The following is a 16441-nucleotide window of genomic DNA, read 5'->3' on the forward strand; positions in this document are numbered from 1 at the left end:
GGCGCGAGGGGTGAGGGTCAGACGGTGAAGGCCTCGCGGAAGGCGTCCATCGCGCGGCGGCTGCCGTCGACGGAGGGGTCGCTCGCCCACGCCTCCATCGCCACGACGCCGGTGTAGCCGGCGTCGGCGAGTGCCTGCGCCACGAACGACCAGCGCACCTCGCCGGTGCCGGGCTCGCAGCGTCCGGGGACGTCGGCCACCTGCACCTCCCCCGTGAACGGGACGGCCTCGCGCACGAGATCGACGAGGTTCCCCTCGCCGATCTGCGCGTGGTACAGGTCGAGGTTCATCCGCAGGTGCGGGCTGTCGACCGCGCGCACGAGGGCGAGCGTGTCGGCGGCCCTCGCGAACGGCGTGCCGGGGTGGTCGACCGCCGTGTTGAGGTTCTCCAGCACGTAGGTGACGTCGTGCCGCTCGGCCAGCTCGGCCACCCGCTCGAGCGTGCGCACCGCTGCCACCCAGTCCTCCCCGGTCGTGACCTCGACGGGCCGCACCGGGAGGCCGCCCTCCCCCAGGCCCGTGCCGTGGATGTTGAGCGACGGGCAGCCGATCGCCTGCGCGAACGGGATCGACTCCTCGGCCGTCCGCAGCAGGTCGTCGGCACCGCCGGGCGTCGTCAGGTCGCCCGTGACGTAGCCGGTCATCGACGTGAACGACGCGCCGGTCGCACGCAGCGCCTCGGCGTCCTTCTGCGTCCAGTCCCAGATCTCGACCGCGAAGCCGGCGTCGTGGATGTGCTGGACCCGCTCGAGGTGTGGCAGCTCGGTGAGGACCATCTCCGAGCAGATCGCGAGGGTGAAGCTCATGTCATGCCTCCTGGAGGACGCTGGTGGCGACGGCCGCGCGGCCGCCGGTGGTCATGGAGTCGATGCACGCCTGCGCGACGGCGAAGGCGGCGAACGCCTCGTCGGCACCGACCGCCGGCGGGCGTCCCTCGCGGACGGCCGCGCACAGCTCGGCGAGCTCGGCCGCGTAGGCGTCGCGCAGCAGCTCCGTGTCGCTGTGCGCCGTGCTCGCGGTGCGACCGCCCTGCCCGTGCACGCGCAACGACGACGACGCACCCTCGCCCATCGTGACCATGCCCTCGCTCCCGAGCACCTCCCCGCGGACGTCGTATCCGTACACGGCGGCGAAGCTCGCCTCCGCCGTGCCGAGGGCGCCGTTGGAGTACCGCACGACCACGGTGGCGTGGTCGAGCAGCGTCGCGTGGCCGGGGAACAGCAGCGAGTCGGCCGTGGCCACGACGTCGACCGCGTGCGCCCCGGGGTTCAGGAAGTTGAGCGTGTCGAAGTCGTGGATCAGCGTCTGCGTGAAGATCGTCCACGGCGGGACGACGTCCGGGTCGGACGGGCCGCGACCAGGATCGCGGGTCAGCGAGCGCAGCTGTCGCACCTCGCCGAGCGTCCCGCTCTCGACGAGGTCGCGCGCCTGCGCGAACTCGCGGGCGAAGCGGCGGTTGAAGCCGACCTGGAACACCACGCCGGCCGCGGTAGCGGCCCGGCGTGCCTCGTCGATCTCGACGAGCGACATGCCGGCCGGCTTCTCGCAGAAGACGTGCTTGCCCGCGTCGGCGGCAGCCACGACGAGGTCGCGGTGGGCGACCGACGAGGCAGCCACGACGACCGCGTCGACGTCGGCGGCACCGAGCACGGCGTCGACCTCGGTCTCGGCACGCGCACCGAGGGGCGTGGCGACCGCGGTGGCGGCTCCGGGGCGGGGGTCGACGACAGCGACCAGGTGCGCGTCGGGCACGCGGCGCGCGAGCGTCTCGGCGTGGGCGGCGCCGATGCGACCGGCGCCGACGAGCGCGACGCGGACGGGGGTGGAGGTCATGGTGGTCCTTCGGACAGGGGTGCGGGGGTCGATGGTGCGGTACGTCGCGCCGCGACACTTCTCGCTGCGTCGCCTCTGCTGGGACACGTCCGGCACGACTAGAACGTTCTAGTAGAACGTTCTAGGGAAGGGTAGGGTGTGACCACGTCCAGCGTCAACGGGTAGCCCGCCCCGCACGCTCGACGTCCGGACGACAGGAGCAGCGATGGCGCGTACGACCCTCGCCGACGTGGCGCGCGAGGCGGGTGTCTCGGTGGCACTCGTCTCGATCGTCATGCGCGACGCCCCCGGTGCCAGCGACGTCACCCGCGCCCGCGTCCGCGACGTCGCGGACCGTCTCGGCTACGTGCCCGACCAACGTGCCCGCCTCCTGCGCAGCACCGACACGCGGTTGCTCGGTGTCACGTTCGACCTGCACCAGCCGTTCCACGGCGATCTCGTCGAGCACCTGTACGCCGCCGCCGCCGAGCACGGCTACGACGTCGCGATCAGCGCCGTGGCGCCCTCGCGCGACGAACGGTCGGCCGTGCAGGCGCTGCGCCGCGAGCGCTGCGACGCGCTGGTCCTCCTCGGTCCCGACCTCTCCACCGACGACCTCGCGGCGCTCGGCACCGACCTGCCGACCCTCGTCGTCGCACGGCGCAGCGGCACCCCCGAGGTCGCGGCCGTGCGGGGGGACGACGAGCTGGGGGTGGGCCTGGCGGTCGACCACCTCGTGTCGCTCGGTCACGTCCGGCTGGCGCACGTCGACGGCGGCTCGGCGCCCGGCGCCGAGGAGCGTCGTCGCGGCTTCGTCGAGGCGGCTCGACGTCACGGCCTCGACCCGTGGGTGCTGGCGGGCGGCGCGACCGAGCGCGACGGCGTCCGGGCCACCGCCACCCTGCTCGAGGCGAGCACGCCACCCACGGGTGTGGTCGCCTTCAACGACCACTGCGCGTCGGGCGTCCTCGACGCACTGCTGCGCGCTCGTCGCGACGTGCCTCGTCAGGTCTCGGTCACGGGGTACGACGACTCGCGCCTGGCGGTCGCTCGGCAGGACCTCATGACCACCGTGTCGCAGAGCGCACGGGAGATGGCCGAGCGGGCCGTGGCGGGAGCACTCGGACTCCTCGCCGGCGAGCCCGCCCGGGACGTGGTGCTGACGCCGGAGCTCGTGGTGCGCAGCACCACCGGTCCGGCGCCAGCCTGAGGCTCAGGCGTAGAGCGACGGACGCTCCGGCACCACGACGTCGCGCTTCTGCCCCGAGCGCAGCGCGTCGACGCCGGCCGCGGCCACGACGTTGGCCACGTAGCCGTCCCACGCGCTCGCGCCGACGACCTCGCCACGCAGCGACGCGTCGGCCCAGGCGGCCAGCTCGATCCGGTAGGAGTCGGCGAAGTGCTCCACGAAGTCGCTGCCGATCGCCGAGCCGCCCTGGCCCGAGACGCGGCGCAGCACGGGGTGGCGGGGCTCGAGCGACGCGGACCCGCCCGTGCCGACGACCTCGACGCGCACGTCGTAGCCGTACGCCGCGTTCACGAAGACCTCGGCGGTGGCCATCTGGCCGCCGTCGGTCCACAGCGTCGCGACCTGCGGGTCGCGGAACCCGTCGACGACCGGCGACTCGACGCGGATCGCGACGATCTCGCCGTCGAGCAGCCAGCGGAAGGTGTCGAGCTCGTGGATCATCGAGCCGGTCACGAGCGTGGCGTCGTCGGTGCTGGTGCTGTTCGAGGCGTTGCGGTGGATGCCGTGCAGCAGGCGCACGTCGCCCAGCGAGCCGTCGGTGATCGCGGCCTTCAGGTCGACGAAGCCGGGGTCGAAGCGGCGGTTGAAGCCCACCTGGACGAACCGCCGGCCCGCGGCGGCCTCGGCGTCGACCACGCGACGCGCGTCGTCCGCAGTCACGGCTAACGGCTTCTCGCAGAGCACGTGCTTGCCGGCCTCGATGCCGGCGACCGCGAGGTCGGCGTGCGTGAAGTCGGGCGAGGCGACGACGAACGCGTCGACGTCGGCCACGAGCGCCTCGGCGCTGTCGGCGGCCTCGGCGCCGACGCCGTGGGCCACCTGCTTGGCGCGCTCGGTGTCCATGTCGAAGACGCGCACGACCTCGGCGCCGGGCACCGACGTGGCGAGCGTGCGCGCGTGCGCCGCTCCCATCGCGCCGGCGCCGACGACGCCCACGCGCAGCCTGGTGTTGCTCACAGTCGTACCCACTTCTTCTCGTCGCTGGAGGTGATCATGGCGTCGACGACCCGCGCCGCCGACAGGGCGTCGTGGACGGTCGCGCCGACGGGCTTGCCGGTCGCGATCGACTCCACGAGCCGGCGGGCCTCCACGACCTTGAGGTCGTCGAAGCCCATGGGATTGTTGGCGCCGGGCTGGAAGACGCCCAGCTCGCCGTCGCCGGGAGTGGCGTAGCGCGTCGTGGAGAACGCGTTGAGGTAGGCGCCGTCGGCGCCCCGCGTGCTCACCTGGAGCTCGTTCATGCGGCGGAAGTCCCACGACAGCGAGCCCTCGGTGCCGTGCACCTCCAGGCCGTACCGGTTCTGCTCGCCCACGGCCACGCGGCTCGACTCGAGCACGGCGCGCGAGCCGTCGGCGAGGCGCAGGAGCGCGCTGACGTAGTCCTCGTTCTCGACGTCGCCCAGCTCCCCCGCGCCCTTCTCGTAGTGCATCGCACCGGCGACGGCCTCGCGACGCTGCGCGATGAACGTGGCGCGGTCGACGACGAGCTCCTCGACGTCGGCCACCACGTGGCGCAGCAGGTCGGCGGCGTGGCTCACCAGGTCGCCGAGCACGCCCGTGCCCGACGTCGCCGTGCGGAAGCGCCACGAGAGCGCGGCGTCCGGGTCGGCCGAGTAGTCCGCCAGGAAGCGCACGGTGGAGTGCTCGACGCGACCGATGCGGCCCGACGCGACGAGCTCCTTCGCGAGCTCGACCGCGGGCACGTTGCGGTAGTTGAAGCCGGCGGCGGCCTGCACGCCGGCCGCCTCGACGGCGGCGACGATCTCGGCCGTCTCAAAGGCGTCGCGTCCTGCGGGCTTCTCGACCCACAGGTGCTTGCCCGCCTGGGCCGCGGCCACCGCGACGTCGCGGTGGATGAAGTTCGGACCGGTCACGCACACGACGTCGACGTCGTCACGCTCGACGAGCGACTGCCAGTCGGTGTGGACGTGCTCGAAGCCGAGCGCGTCCACCGCCCGCCGCGTCCGCTCGTCGTCGACGGGCTCGGCCACGGCGACGAGCCGCGGCCGCAGCGGGGCGTCCGGGTAGTGGTGCAGCAGCCGGGTCATCGCCCGGGCGTGCACCTGCCCCATCCAGCCCAGCCCGACGACGCCGACGCGCAGCTCCGGGCGCCGCGTGGTCTCCTGCGTCACGCCCCCACCTCGTCCTTCAGCTGCTGCGCCACGGCCGAGTCGGTGCCCATGGTGCGCTCCAGCTCGTGCGCCAGCGACTCCAGCTCGGCGCCGCCGGCCATCATCGACGTCAGGTCGTCGAGCGTCATCTCGCTCTTCGGGAAGTCGCCCATGCTCTTGCCGCGACGCAGCAGCATGAAGCGGTCGCCGACCGGGTAGGCGTGGTGCGGGTTGTGCGTGATGAACACGACGCCGAGGCCACGCTCGCGGGCCTTCGCGATGTACTTGAGCACGACGCCCGACTGCTTGACGCCGAGCGCGGCGGTCGGCTCGTCGAGGATCAGCACCCGTGCGCCGAAGTAGACGGCGCGCGCGATCGCGACGCACTGGCGCTCACCACCGGACAGCGTGCCGATGGGCTGGTCGACGTCGCGCAGGTCGATCCCCATGGCGGCCAGCTCGGCCTTCGTCGTGCGCTTCATGAAGTCGACGTCCATGTGCTTGAACGGGCCGAACCCCTTGCTCGGCTCCGAGCCGAGGAAGAAGTTGCGCCAGACCGGCATGAGCGGGACGACCGCGAGGTCCTGGTAGACCGTCGCGATGCCCGCGTCGAGCGCCTCGCGGGGGTTGGAGAACGTCGTCGCCTTGCCATCGACCCGCAGCTCTCCGTCGGTGTGCTCGTGCGCACCGGCGAGGATCTTGATGAAGGTCGACTTGCCGGCGCCGTTGTCGCCGAGGACGCAGGTGACCTCGCCGGCCTTCACCGACGTGGTGACGTCGGACAGCGCGATGATGCTGCCGTACCGCTTGCCGATGTCGACGACCTCGATGAGCGGGGTGCCGGGAGCGGCGCCCTCCGGGGCGGTCGTGGTGTGCTTCGGGGTGTCGTTCGTCATCGTGAGGTCTCCGCTCGGGTCCGGACCCAGTTGTTGAGGAGCACGGCGGCCAGCAGCATGGCGCCGAGGAAGGTGCGCAGCCAGTTGGTGTCCCACTGCGCGAAGGTGATGCCCTGGAAGGTCATGCCGTAGATCAGCGCGCCGAGGGCCGCCCCGATCGCCGAGCCGTAGCCGCCGGTGAGGAGGCAGCCGCCGACGACGGCGCAGATGATGTAGATGAACTCCTGGCCGACGCCGGTGTTCGCCTGCACCGTGGAGGTGCGGAACAGCGAGATCATGCCGACGAGCCAGCTGGCGGCGGCCGTCGTCATGAACAGGCCGATCTTGGTCTTGAGCACCGGCACGCCGACCTGGCGGGCGGACTGCTGGGCGCCGCCGACGGCGAAGATCCAGTTGCCGGCCTTGGTGCGCAGCAGGACCCAGGTGGCGATCGCGGTGACCGCGAGCCACCACAGCACCGAGACGTAGAAGGTGCCGCCCGCGATCGTGAACGACGCGCCGAAGACCGGCTGGATGCTGTCGTAGAAGGGCACGTCGGTCATGCCCTGGATGGTCACCTGGCCGATGATCAGCTTCGTCACCGCGAGGTCGATGCCCTGGAGGATGAAGAACGTGCCGAGCGTGATGATGAAGCTCGGCAGGCCGGTGCGCATGACCATGTAGCCGTTGAAGGCGCCCACGGCGAGCGCGAGGAGGAGCGCGATGAGCACCGCGGCCCAGATGTTGAGTCCGTAGTTCGTGGTCAGGATGCCGACCACGAGGGCGGTGAAGCCGGTCATGACGCCGGCGGAGAGGTCGAACTCGCCGCCGATCATGAGCAGGGCCACCGCGACGGCCATGATGCCGAAGGTCGAGGCGGACTCCAGCCACACGCCGGCACCGGCCGTGGTGAGGAAGCGGTCGCTGTTGAGCGAGAAGAAGATCATGACGGCGATGGCCGCGACGGCGGCGCCCATCTCCGGGCGGGTCAGGAGACGCGACACCGTCGACGTGGTCGCCAGTCTCTCGTCTGGTGCTGCCGTGGCTGTCGTCATGACAGCTCCTTTCGTGGGGCCCGGCGGGGGCCGAGCGGGATCGTACGGGTGGGGCGGTGCGCGGGGTGCTGGTCGGCGGGCGGGGCCGCCGGGGTGGGACGGGGACGATCCCCCGGATCGTCCCCGTCCCCCGGGGTCAGCGCGTGCCCTGCGAGGCGAACTTCGCCACGTCGGCCGCGTTGTCCTTCGTGACGAACGCGGGGCCGGAGTTGATCGGCTGGCCACCGCCCACGTCGTTGCCGTTGATCGACTTCAGGTACAGCGTCGTGACGCCGAGGAAGCCCTGGACGTAGGGCTGCTGGTCGACGGCGAACAGGATGCTGCCGGCCTCGATGTCCTTCACGACGTCCTCGGAGAGGTCGAAGGTGGCGACCTTGGCGTCCGAGCCGGACTCGTCCACGGCGCCGACGGCGTCGATCGCGTACTGGCCGCCGAGCGTCAGCACGGCGTCGATGCTGTCGTCGGACTGCAGCTTGGACTTGATGGTCGCCTTGACCTCGGCGTCGTTCGTGCCGTCGACCTGGATGTTGGTCATCTTCCCACCGAAGGTCGACGCGGCAGCCTTGCAGCGCTCCTCCAGACCGACGTTGCCGGCCTCCTGGATGACGCAGATGCCGTTCTTCAGACCGGCCTCCTTGAGCTTCTCGCCGACGGCCTCGCCGGCGATCGTCTCGGACTGGCCGATGTGCGTGATCGCGCCGAACTCCTTGAAGCGGTCGACACCGGAGTTGATCGTCACGACGGGGATGCCCGCGGCGACGGCCTTCTTGATGCTCGACTCGAGGCCGTCGGGGTTGGCCATCGAGACGACGATGCCGTTGACCTTCTGCGCGACGGCGTTGTCGATCAGCTGCGACTGCTTGGCCGGGTCGGGGTCGGCGTTGTAGTCGACCTTGACGCCGTAGTCGTCACCGGCGCGCTCGGCACCGGACTTGACGCGGTCCCAGAACGCGTCGCCGGGTCCGGAGTGCGTGATGACCGCGTAGGTGAGGTCCTTCGTGTCGCTGGACGCTCCGGTGTCCTCCTTGCCGGTGCCCGAGCAGGCGGCGAGCAGCGATCCGGCGAGGATCACCGCGCCGATGACCTTGAGCTTCTTCATGGTGGGGGTTTCCTTCTCTTTCTGGGCCCGGCGTCAGTGAGCCGTCGGGAAATGGAGGGCGGCGAGGGACTCCTCGCTCACGTGCGGCCACCGGGCGGTGACCACCTTCGCGCGGGTGTAGAAGCGGATGCCCTCGGGACCGTGGACGTGGTGGTCACCGAAGAGCGAGTCCTTCCAGCCTCCGAAGGAGTGGAAGGCCATGGGCACGGGGACGGGGACGTTGATCCCGATCATGCCCACCTGCACCCGACGCTGGAACGTCCGGGCCACCTCTCCCGAGGAGGTGAACACCGCCGTCCCGTTGCCGTAGGGGTTGCTGTTGATGAGGTCGAGCGCCTCGTCGAGGCTGTCGACCCGCAGGACCGCGAGGACGGGTCCGAAGATCTCGTCGGTGTAGACGCTCATGTCGGTCGTGACGTGGTCGATGAGCGTCGGGCCGACGAAGAAGCCCTCCTCGTGGTCCTCGACGACGAGGTCGCGGCCGTCGACGACGACCTTCGCTCCGGCGGACTCGCCCTGCCCGATGTAGTCGACGATGCGGTCGCGCGACGCCTTGGTCACGACGGGACCCATGCCGGCGTCGGGGTCGGTGCCGACGCCCACCTTGATCTCGTGGGTGCGCTCGCGGATCTTGTCGACGAGGGTGTCGGCGGCCGGTCCGACGGCGACGACGGCCGAGATGGCCATGCAGCGCTGGCCTGCCGAGCCGTAGCCGGCGGCGACGATGTGGTCGGCGGCGAAGTCGAGGTCGGCGTCGGGCATGACCACCGCGTGGTTCTTGGCACCGCCGAGGGCCTGGACCCGCTTGCCGGAGGCGGAAGCACGCTCGTGCACGTACTTCGCGATCGGCGTGGAGCCGACGAAGGAGACCCCGTCGACGTCGGCGTGGTCGAGGAGCGCGTCGACGGCCACCTTGTCGCCGTGCACGACGTTGAAGACGCCGTCGGGCAGACCGGCCTCTTGGTAGAGCCGCGCGACCATGGCCGACGCGCCGGGCACCCGCTCGGACGGCTTGAGCACGAACGTGTTGCCGGTGGCGATCGCGACCGGGTGCATCCACAGCGGCACCATGATCGGGAAGTTGAACGGCGTGATGCCCGCGACCACGCCGAGCGGCTGGCGGAAGGAGTAGGAGTCGACCGAGCCGGAGACCTGGTCGTTGTACTCGCCCTTGAGCAGCTGCGGGATGCCGCACGCGAACTCGACGACCTCGCGACCGCGGACGACCTCGCCGCGTGCGTCGTCGAGGGTCTTGCCGTGCTCGGCGCTGATGACCTGCGCGAGCTCCTCCTCGCGCTCCACGAGCAGCTGGCGGAAGGCGAACATGACACGTGAGCGGGCCGTCACGGACGTCTCGCTCCACGTCGTGAACGCGGTGCGCGCTGCCTGGACGGCGGCGTCGACGTCCTCGACGGAGGCCAGGCGGACGCCCTTCTGCGGCGTGCCGAGGGCCGGGTCGTACACGTCGCCGACGCGCTCGGAGGTGCCGGCGACGCTCTGTCCGCCGATCCAGTGGTCGTAGGTGGTCTCGTACGTCATCGGGAGGTGTCCTCGCTCTGCTGTGCGGTGGAAGGGGTGTCGGTGGGCGCCAGGTGGTGGCGCTGGTCGGCCTTGTGCTGCTCGTAGGTGGTGCGGGCCTCGCGGGTGGAGTCGAGCGCGGAGACCTCGGCGACCGGCACGTCCCACCAGGCCGGGCTGGAGGGCGCAGGCACGAGCGGGTCGGTCTCGACGTGGATCACGGTCGTCCGCGGGGACTCCTTGGCCTTCACCACCGCCGAGCGGAGGTCGTCGAGGCTGCTCGCGACGACCACGTCGGCGCCGAGGCTCGCCGCGTTCGCCGCGAGGTCGACCGGCAGGACGTCGCCGTCGAGGCCGGTGTCGGTGCGGTAGCGGTAGCGGGTGCCGAAGCGCTGCGAGCCGAGGCTCTGCGACAGGGCGCCGATCGAGGCGTAGCCGTGGTTCTGCACCAGCACGACGATGATCTTCACGCCCTCGGCCACCGCGGTGACCAGCTCGGTGTTCATCATCAGGTACGAGCCGTCGCCGACCATGACGAACACGTCGCGGTCGTCGTCGGTGCCCTCGCGGGCCTGGTCGAGCGCGGCCATCTTGACGCCGAGACCGCCGGCGATCTCGTAGCCCATGCAGGAGAACCCGTACTCGACGTGGTAGCCCTTGCGGTCGCGCGTGCGCCACAGCTTGTGCAGGTCGCCGGGCATCGAGCCGGCCGCGCAGAGCACGACGTCGCGCGGGTCGGACGTCTCGTTGACGACACCGAGGACGGCGGACTGGACGAGTCGCGTGTCGCCCGAGATGGCCTGGTGCGACGCCTCGACGACCTCGTCCCACTCCTGCGCCAGGGCCGTGTTGCGCTCGGCGTAGGCGTCGTCGACGCGCCAGCCGTCGAGGGCCTCGGTGAGCGCCTCGAGCGCCTCGCGGGCGTCGGCCACGAGCGTGGCGGCCGACAGCTTGAGCGCGTCGATGCGGGCGACGTTGACGTTGACGAAGCGGACGCCCTCGGCGGCGAACACGGTGCGCGAGGCGGTCGTGAAGTCGCTGTACCGGGTGCCGACGCCGATGACGAGGTCGGCCTCCGCGGCCACGGCGTCGGCGGCGGTGGTGCCGGTGGCCCCGATCGCACCGAGCGCCTGCGGGTGGTCGTACGGCAGCGAGCCCTTGCCGGCCTGCGTCTCGCCCACCGGGATGCCGGTCGCCGCCGCGAACGCGGCGAGGGCGGCGTCGGCGCCCGCGTAGATCACGCCGCCGCCGGCGACGACGAGCGGACGCCGGCTGGCCTTGATGGCCGCGACGGCGCGCTCGAGCTCGGCGGGCTGCGGGACCGGCCGACCGACGTGCCAGACGCGGGTCTCGAACAGCTCGACCGGCCAGTCGTAGGCCTCGGCCTGCACGTCCTGCGGCAGGCAGAGGGTGACGGCACCGGTGTCGGCGGGGTCGGTGAGCACCCGCATGGCCTGCAGCAGCGCCGAGGGCAGCTGCTCCGGTCGGGCCACGCGGTCCCAGTAGCGCGAGACGGCGCGGAAGGAGTCGTTGACCGTGGTGTCCATGCTCGACGGGTCCTCGAGCTCCTGGAGCACGGGGTTGGCCGGACGCGTGGCGAACACGTCGCCGGGCAGCAGGAGCACCGGCAGGCGGTTGATGGTGGCGAGCGCGGCGCCCGTGACCATGTTCGTGGAGCCCGGGCCCACCGAGGCGGTGACCGCCATCGCCCGCAGGCGGTCGTACTGGCGGGCGTAGGCGACGGCGGCGTGCACCATGGCCTGCTCGTTGCGGCCGTGGAAGAACTCCAGGCGCGACGGGTCGTCGGACTGCGAGCGCTCGAGCAGCGCCTGCCCGACCCCGGCGACGTTGCCGTGGCCGAAGATGCCCCAGCAGCCGGCGAAGAACGCGTGCGTCCGGCCGTCGCGCTCGACGTGCTGCACCTCGAGGAAGCGGACCGTCGCCTGGGCGACGGTCAGTCGCACGGTGCGGGCGGCGGGGATGCTGCTCATGCGTGCCCTCCGAAGGGAAGTCGGGGGTCGACCGGCTGGTCGGCCCAGGTGTCGCGGACCCAGGTGTGGGCGGGGTCGTCGCAGATCAGCCACGCCCGCTCGTCGCCCGGTCCGGCCATGACGTTGAGGTAGTAGAGGTCGTAGCCGGGGGCGGCCATCGACGGCCCGTGCCAGCCGTGCGGGATGAGCACGACGTCGCCGTCGCGCACCTCCGCGAGCACGTCGATCTCGGCCTTCTCGTGCCCGTAGACGCGCTGGTACCCGACGCCCGGGCGCTCCGTCTGCGGCCCGTCGCCCCGCACCCCCGCCGGGGCAGGTCCGGACGCCACCTCGTAGTAGTAGATCTCCTCCAGCCGGGTCTCGCCCTCGCGCTCCTCGTCGTGCTTGTGGGGCGGGTAGGACGACCAGTTGCCACCGGGCGTGAGCACCTCGCAGGCGATGATGCGGTCGGCCTCGAGCACGCCGGGGACGCCGAAGTTGTTCACCTGGCGGCTCGCCTGACCGGCCCCGCGCATCTCGACCGGCACGTCGGCCGCAGGCAGGTACGCAGGCTCCAGACGCGCCGTGGCAGCGGCGGTCGGGATCGCGAACCGGCCACCGGCGGCCGACGTGACGGTGACGGCCGAGCCCAGCGGTGCGTACACCACGTCGCTCGGCCCGGACCAGACGTCGGGGCGTCCGGCCAGGTCGAAGGAGGTCTGCGTGCCGTCGACGTCGACCACGACGGTGGCCGAGCCCGACAGGGCGAGCACGAGCAGCTCGTGGCCGTCCTCGGCGACGGTCTGCGAGGCACCGGGTGCCAGCTCGAGGACCTTGAGGCCGGTGTGGTCCCAGCCCGCGCTCTTCGGGGTGACGTCGAGGACGAAGGGTGCGACCGCACCCTCGCCCTTGCGCACGACGTGCGACATCAGAGCATCGCCACCGTGGCGTCGACCGCGGCCTCGACGTCGCCGTCGGGCGGGAAGAGCAGGCTGCGACCCACGACCATGCCGCGGACGGCCGGGTGCGCGAGGGCCTTCGACCACGCCGCGAACTGCGCCTCCTGGTCGCTCGAGACCTCGCCGCCGAGCAGCAGCACCGGCAGGCCGGTGGCCGAGAGGACGGCGTCCATGTCGTCGACGACGGGCAGCTTCAGCCACGTGTAGGCCGACGTCGGCGCGAGACCGGCAGCCACCGTCGCGGAGCGCACGACCGCGGCGGTCGACAGGTCGTTGACGACCCGTCCGTCGCGGCGGTGGGAGATGAAGGGCTCCACCATCGCCATGACCTGCGCCTCGGCGAGGTCGCGCACGGCCTCGGCGCACGCCTGCATCGTGGCGACGGTGCCGGCGTCGTCGGGCTCGATGCGGAACAGCATCTTGCCGCCCTGCATGCCGTCGCGCTTGATCGTCGCGGCGTCGTGGCCGGTGAAGCGGTCGTCGATCTCGAAGGCCGTGCCCGCGAGACCACCGCGGTTCATCGAGCCGATGACGACCTTGCCCTCGAGGGCGCCGAGGAGCAGCAGGTCGTCGAGCACGTCGGCCGTGCCGAGGACACCGTCGACGCCGGGCCGGGCGAGCGCACGGACCATGCGGTCCAGCAGACGCGCGCGGTCGCCCATGGCGAAGGCATCGTCGCCGGCGCGCAGCGCACCGCGGGCGGGGTGGTCGGCGGCCACGAGCATGAGGCGTCCGGTGCTGCCGACGAGCGACGTCGGTCGGCGGCGCTCGGCCCAGGCCCGGGCGATGGAGGCAGGGTCGCTGACGCGCTGCTCGATGGTGCGGCTGATCGCGGCCTGGTCGACCGTGGCGCGACCCTTCCGGTCCTGCTCGGCGATGCTCATGCGACGACCTTCCCGTTGCTCAGGACCTGTTCGACCACGTCGGGCGTGGGCATGGCGTCCGCGCACGAGAGCTGGCCCGCCACGTAGGCGCCGGCCGCGTTCGCGAAGCGGAGCGTCCGCTCCAGGTTCCACCCCGAGAGCAGTCCGTGGACGAGCGACCCGCCGAACGCGTCGCCCGCACCGAGACCGTTGACGACGTCGACCGGCACCGGCGGCACCACGACGGACTCGTCGCCCCGCACGCCCAGCACACCGGCCGGGCCCTGCTTGACGATCGCGGTCTCCACGCCGGCGGCGCGCAGGGCCTTGGCGGCGGCCTGCGGCTCGGTCTCGCCGATCGCGACCTCGCACTCCTCGCGGTTGCCGACGGCGACCGAGACGTAGGGCAGCACCTCGGCGATCGCGGCGGTGGCGTCGGCGGGGTCGGACCAGAACATGGGCCGGTAGTCGAGGTCGATGACCGTCAGCCGGTCCTTGCCCCGCGCCTCGAGCGCGGCGAGGTGGGCCTCGCGGCTCGGCTCCTCGCTGAGGCCGGTGACCGTGAACCAGAGGATGTCGGCCTCCTGGACGCTGCGGTACAGGTCGGTGGAGGGGGCGAGCTCCTCGGCGCGCAGCTGCAGGTCCGGCGCGGAGGGCCGGCGGTAGAAGTAGAGCGGGAAGTCGTCCGGCGGGAAGATCTCGCAGAACGTGACCGGCGTGGGCAGGTCGGGGTCGGTGCCGACGAACGCGGTGTCGACGCCGAAGCCCTCGAGCGCGCGGCGCACGAAGCGGCCGAACGGGTCGTCGCCGGTCTTGGTGACGACGGCGCTGCGGTGGCCGAGCCGCGAGGCCGCGACCGCGACGTTGGTGGGCGAGCCGCCGAGGAACTTCGCGAACGTCGCGACGTCCTCCAGGCCCACGCCCACCTGCTCGGGGTAGACGTCGACGCCGCAGCGGCCGAGCGTGATGACCTCGTACGTCATGCGACGGTCTCCGCGGCGAGCGCGCCCTCGACGTACGCGAGGCAGGCCGCGACGTCGACCTTCGGGCCCTCGCCCTCCGGCTCGCCCGTGAGCTTGAGGTCCTGCTCGAGGACGTACCAACCCGTGTAGCCGTGGCCCTCGAGCGCGGAGATCATCGCGGCCACGTCGACGCTGCCGCGCCCGAGCACCGTCCACAGACCCTGCGAGACGGCGTCGGAGAAGGCGAGGTCGCCGGACTGGACGCGTGCGGCGAGGTCGGCGTCGACGTCCTTGAGGTGCACGTGGACGACACGCTCCAGGTTGGCGAGGGTGATCGCGACCGGATCCGCGCCGGCGGCGACCAGGTGGCCGGTGTCGACGCAGAGGCCGACGTGCGAGCCGTCGAGGACCCGCTGGGTCTCCTCGGCGTTCTCGACGAGCGTGCCGACGTGCGGGTGGACTGCCGCGACGACGCCGCGCTCGGTGGCGCGGTCGGCGATGCGGTCGAGGTGGCCGAGCAGCGTCTTCCACTCGACGTCGCTGAGCTCGGGACGCTCGTCGTAGCCGTCCTGGCCGGTGGCGACCGCGATGACGACGACGCCGGCGCCGGCGGCGAGGCAGTCGTCGATGAACGCGTCGACCTCGGGCATCGGGTCGTGGTCGGTGTGCAGCACGAGCGGCAGGAAGCCGCCGACCGCGGAGAGGCCGTAGGACTCGAGCAGCTCCGCCTTCGCCTGCGGCGCGTCGGGCAGGAAGCCCTCCGGGCCGAACTCGGTGGCGGCGATGCCCAGCTCGCGCATCTCGGGGAGGACGCGGTCGGCGGGCAGCTGGTAACCCCAGCCCGGCACCTCGCACACGCCCCAGGAGATGGGGGCACCGGCGATGCGGGAACGGGAGGCGATCTGCGACATGGGGGTCCTCGAGTGGGAAGAGCGGCGGTTTCGAATGTCAGGACATGACGTCCGAGGAAGACTCTGGACCGTGTCCTGGGTCACTGTCAAGCATTTGTCAGGACATCTTGACGTTGGACGCTCGACTGCTAGGTTGCGTGCATGTCGAGCCCTCGGATCACCCTGGACCGCTCGAGCCCCGTGCCCCTGTACTTCCAGGTGGCCGAGCAGCTCGAGCGTGCCATCGTGTCGGGCGAGATCGGCGCCGGCGAGCGGCTCGAGAACGAGATCACGATGGCCCAGGACCTCGGCCTGTCGCGGCCGACCATGCGCCAGGCCATCCAGGTCCTCGTCGACAAGGGCATGCTCGTGCGTCGCCGCGGCGTCGGCACCCAGGTCGTGCACGGCCAGGTGCGGCGCCAGGTCGAGCTGACCAGCCTGTTCGACGACCTCGCCGCCGCCGGCCAGCACCCCCGCACGACCGTCCTCGAGCAGCTGCTCGTCCCCGCGGACGAGCAGGTGGCCGAGCAGCTGCAGGTCGACCTCGGCGAGCCCGTCTGGTCGCTGCGGCGGCTGCGCTTCATCGCCGGCGGCGAGCCGCTCGCCGTCATGCACAACTACCTGCCCTCCTCCATCGTCGACCTCGGCGACGTCGACCTCGAGGCGCAGGGCCTGTACTCCTACCTGCGCGACGCCGGCTTCGTCATCCGCGTCGCCCGCCAGAGCATCGGCGCCCGCGGCGTCCGCCCCGTCGAGGCGCGCCTGCTCCGCGAGGAGGTCGACGCGCCCCTGCTCACCATGCAGCGCACCGCCTACGACAACCTCGGCCGGGCCGTCGAGTTCGGCCGCCACGCCTACCGCCCGGGCCTCTACAGCTTCGACGTCACCCTCGTCGACCGCTGACGCCGCGCAGCTGGGCAGGGCCGGGCAGGCCTGTGGTTGCTGTGCGCTGCCTGCGGGGGTCTGGCCTGCTGGTGCGCTGCCTGCGGGGATCTCGTCGTGCTGGTGCGCTGCCTCGGCCCACGCTGGTGTCGGCCGCCGCAAGAGCCTCGACCGGGCGACTGGCGCGATGCTCGGG

15 protein-coding genes are annotated in these 16441 nt (G+C 72.1%); 2 read left to right on the top strand and 13 right to left on the bottom strand.

The genetic code is table 11. The annotated features are described in order from the left end of the window. Positions 1-17: 17 nt before the first annotated feature. Positions 18-806: a TIM barrel protein gene (locus Aeryth_RS12145; protein ID WP_067859042.1), complete on the bottom strand. Its 789-nt coding sequence runs from the start codon at positions 804-806 to the stop codon at positions 18-20. Position 807: 1 nt separating this feature from the next. Beyond that, positions 808-1833, bottom strand: coding sequence for a Gfo/Idh/MocA family oxidoreductase (locus Aeryth_RS12150; RefSeq protein WP_083516426.1), 1026 nt, complete (start codon positions 1831-1833; stop codon positions 808-810). Positions 1834-2038: 205 nt separating this feature from the next. Between Aeryth_RS12150 and Aeryth_RS12155 the strand changes: the two genes are divergently transcribed. After that, complete coding sequence (locus tag Aeryth_RS12155; protein ID WP_067859045.1) at positions 2039-3022, top strand: LacI family DNA-binding transcriptional regulator; 984 nt, start codon at positions 2039-2041, stop codon at positions 3020-3022. A 3-nt stretch (positions 3023-3025) separates the two neighbouring features. On the opposite strand, the gene Aeryth_RS12160 is transcribed toward Aeryth_RS12155, so the two are convergent. From Aeryth_RS12160 to Aeryth_RS12210, 11 genes are all read right to left on the bottom strand, one after another. Continuing rightward, complete coding sequence (locus Aeryth_RS12160) at positions 3026-4018, bottom strand: Gfo/Idh/MocA family oxidoreductase (RefSeq protein ID WP_083516427.1); 993 nt, start codon at positions 4016-4018, stop codon at positions 3026-3028. Then, positions 4015-5193 carry a Gfo/Idh/MocA family protein gene (locus Aeryth_RS12165; RefSeq protein ID WP_236749733.1) on the bottom strand — a complete coding sequence of 393 codons (1179 nt, stop codon included), beginning with the start codon at positions 5191-5193 and terminating at the stop codon, positions 4015-4017. Before Aeryth_RS12165 ends, Aeryth_RS12160 begins: the two co-directional genes overlap by 4 nt. Continuing rightward, positions 5190-6068: an ATP-binding cassette domain-containing protein gene (locus tag Aeryth_RS12170; protein WP_067859048.1), complete on the bottom strand. Its 879-nt coding sequence runs from the start codon at positions 6066-6068 to the stop codon at positions 5190-5192. The genes Aeryth_RS12165 and Aeryth_RS12170 overlap by 4 nt, the downstream gene beginning before the upstream one ends. Beyond that, on the bottom strand, positions 6065-7102 hold the full coding sequence (locus Aeryth_RS12175; RefSeq protein ID WP_067859050.1) for an ABC transporter permease: 1038 nt from the start codon (positions 7100-7102) through the stop codon (positions 6065-6067). Before Aeryth_RS12175 ends, Aeryth_RS12170 begins: the two co-directional genes overlap by 4 nt. A 136-nt stretch (positions 7103-7238) precedes the next feature. Continuing rightward, a complete protein-coding gene (locus Aeryth_RS12180) occupies positions 7239-8201 on the bottom strand; it encodes a sugar ABC transporter substrate-binding protein (protein WP_067859053.1) in 963 nt (320 codons plus the stop codon). A 33-nt stretch (positions 8202-8234) separates the two neighbouring features. Beyond that, positions 8235-9740 (bottom strand): CoA-acylating methylmalonate-semialdehyde dehydrogenase, encoded by a 1506-nt coding sequence (locus tag Aeryth_RS12185; protein WP_067859057.1) that lies wholly within the window; start codon positions 9738-9740, stop codon positions 8235-8237. Beyond that, on the bottom strand, positions 9737-11710 hold the full coding sequence (iolD, locus tag Aeryth_RS12190) for a 3D-(3,5/4)-trihydroxycyclohexane-1,2-dione acylhydrolase (decyclizing) (RefSeq protein WP_067859060.1): 1974 nt from the start codon (positions 11708-11710) through the stop codon (positions 9737-9739). Before iolD ends, Aeryth_RS12185 begins: the two co-directional genes overlap by 4 nt. Then, the gene (gene iolB / locus Aeryth_RS12195; protein WP_470207148.1) at positions 11707-12621 is read right to left on the bottom strand and encodes a 5-deoxy-glucuronate isomerase; all 915 of its coding nucleotides are present in this window, start codon (positions 12619-12621) and stop codon (positions 11707-11709) included. Before iolB ends, iolD begins: the two co-directional genes overlap by 4 nt. Further along, entirely contained in the window at positions 12618-13532 is a 915-nt protein-coding gene (locus Aeryth_RS12200) for a Cgl0159 family (beta/alpha)8-fold protein (RefSeq protein ID WP_236749734.1), read from the bottom strand. Before Aeryth_RS12200 ends, iolB begins: the two co-directional genes overlap by 4 nt. Beyond that, positions 13529-14494, bottom strand: a complete 966-nt coding sequence (gene iolC, locus Aeryth_RS12205; RefSeq protein ID WP_067859066.1) for a 5-dehydro-2-deoxygluconokinase — start codon at positions 14492-14494, stop codon at positions 13529-13531. The genes Aeryth_RS12200 and iolC overlap by 4 nt, the downstream gene beginning before the upstream one ends. Then, entirely contained in the window at positions 14491-15384 is an 894-nt protein-coding gene (locus tag Aeryth_RS12210; RefSeq protein ID WP_067859069.1) for a TIM barrel protein, read from the bottom strand. The genes iolC and Aeryth_RS12210 overlap by 4 nt, the downstream gene beginning before the upstream one ends. Positions 15385-15525: 141 nt before the next feature. Here Aeryth_RS12210 and Aeryth_RS12215 point away from each other — a divergent pair, with 141 nt between their 5' ends. Then, positions 15526-16266: a GntR family transcriptional regulator gene (locus Aeryth_RS12215; protein WP_067859072.1), complete on the top strand. Its 741-nt coding sequence runs from the start codon at positions 15526-15528 to the stop codon at positions 16264-16266. Positions 16267-16441 lie beyond the last annotated feature (175 nt).

Source organism: Aeromicrobium erythreum (genome assembly GCF_001509405.1).
Lineage (GTDB): Bacteria > Actinomycetota > Actinomycetes > Propionibacteriales > Nocardioidaceae > Aeromicrobium > Aeromicrobium erythreum.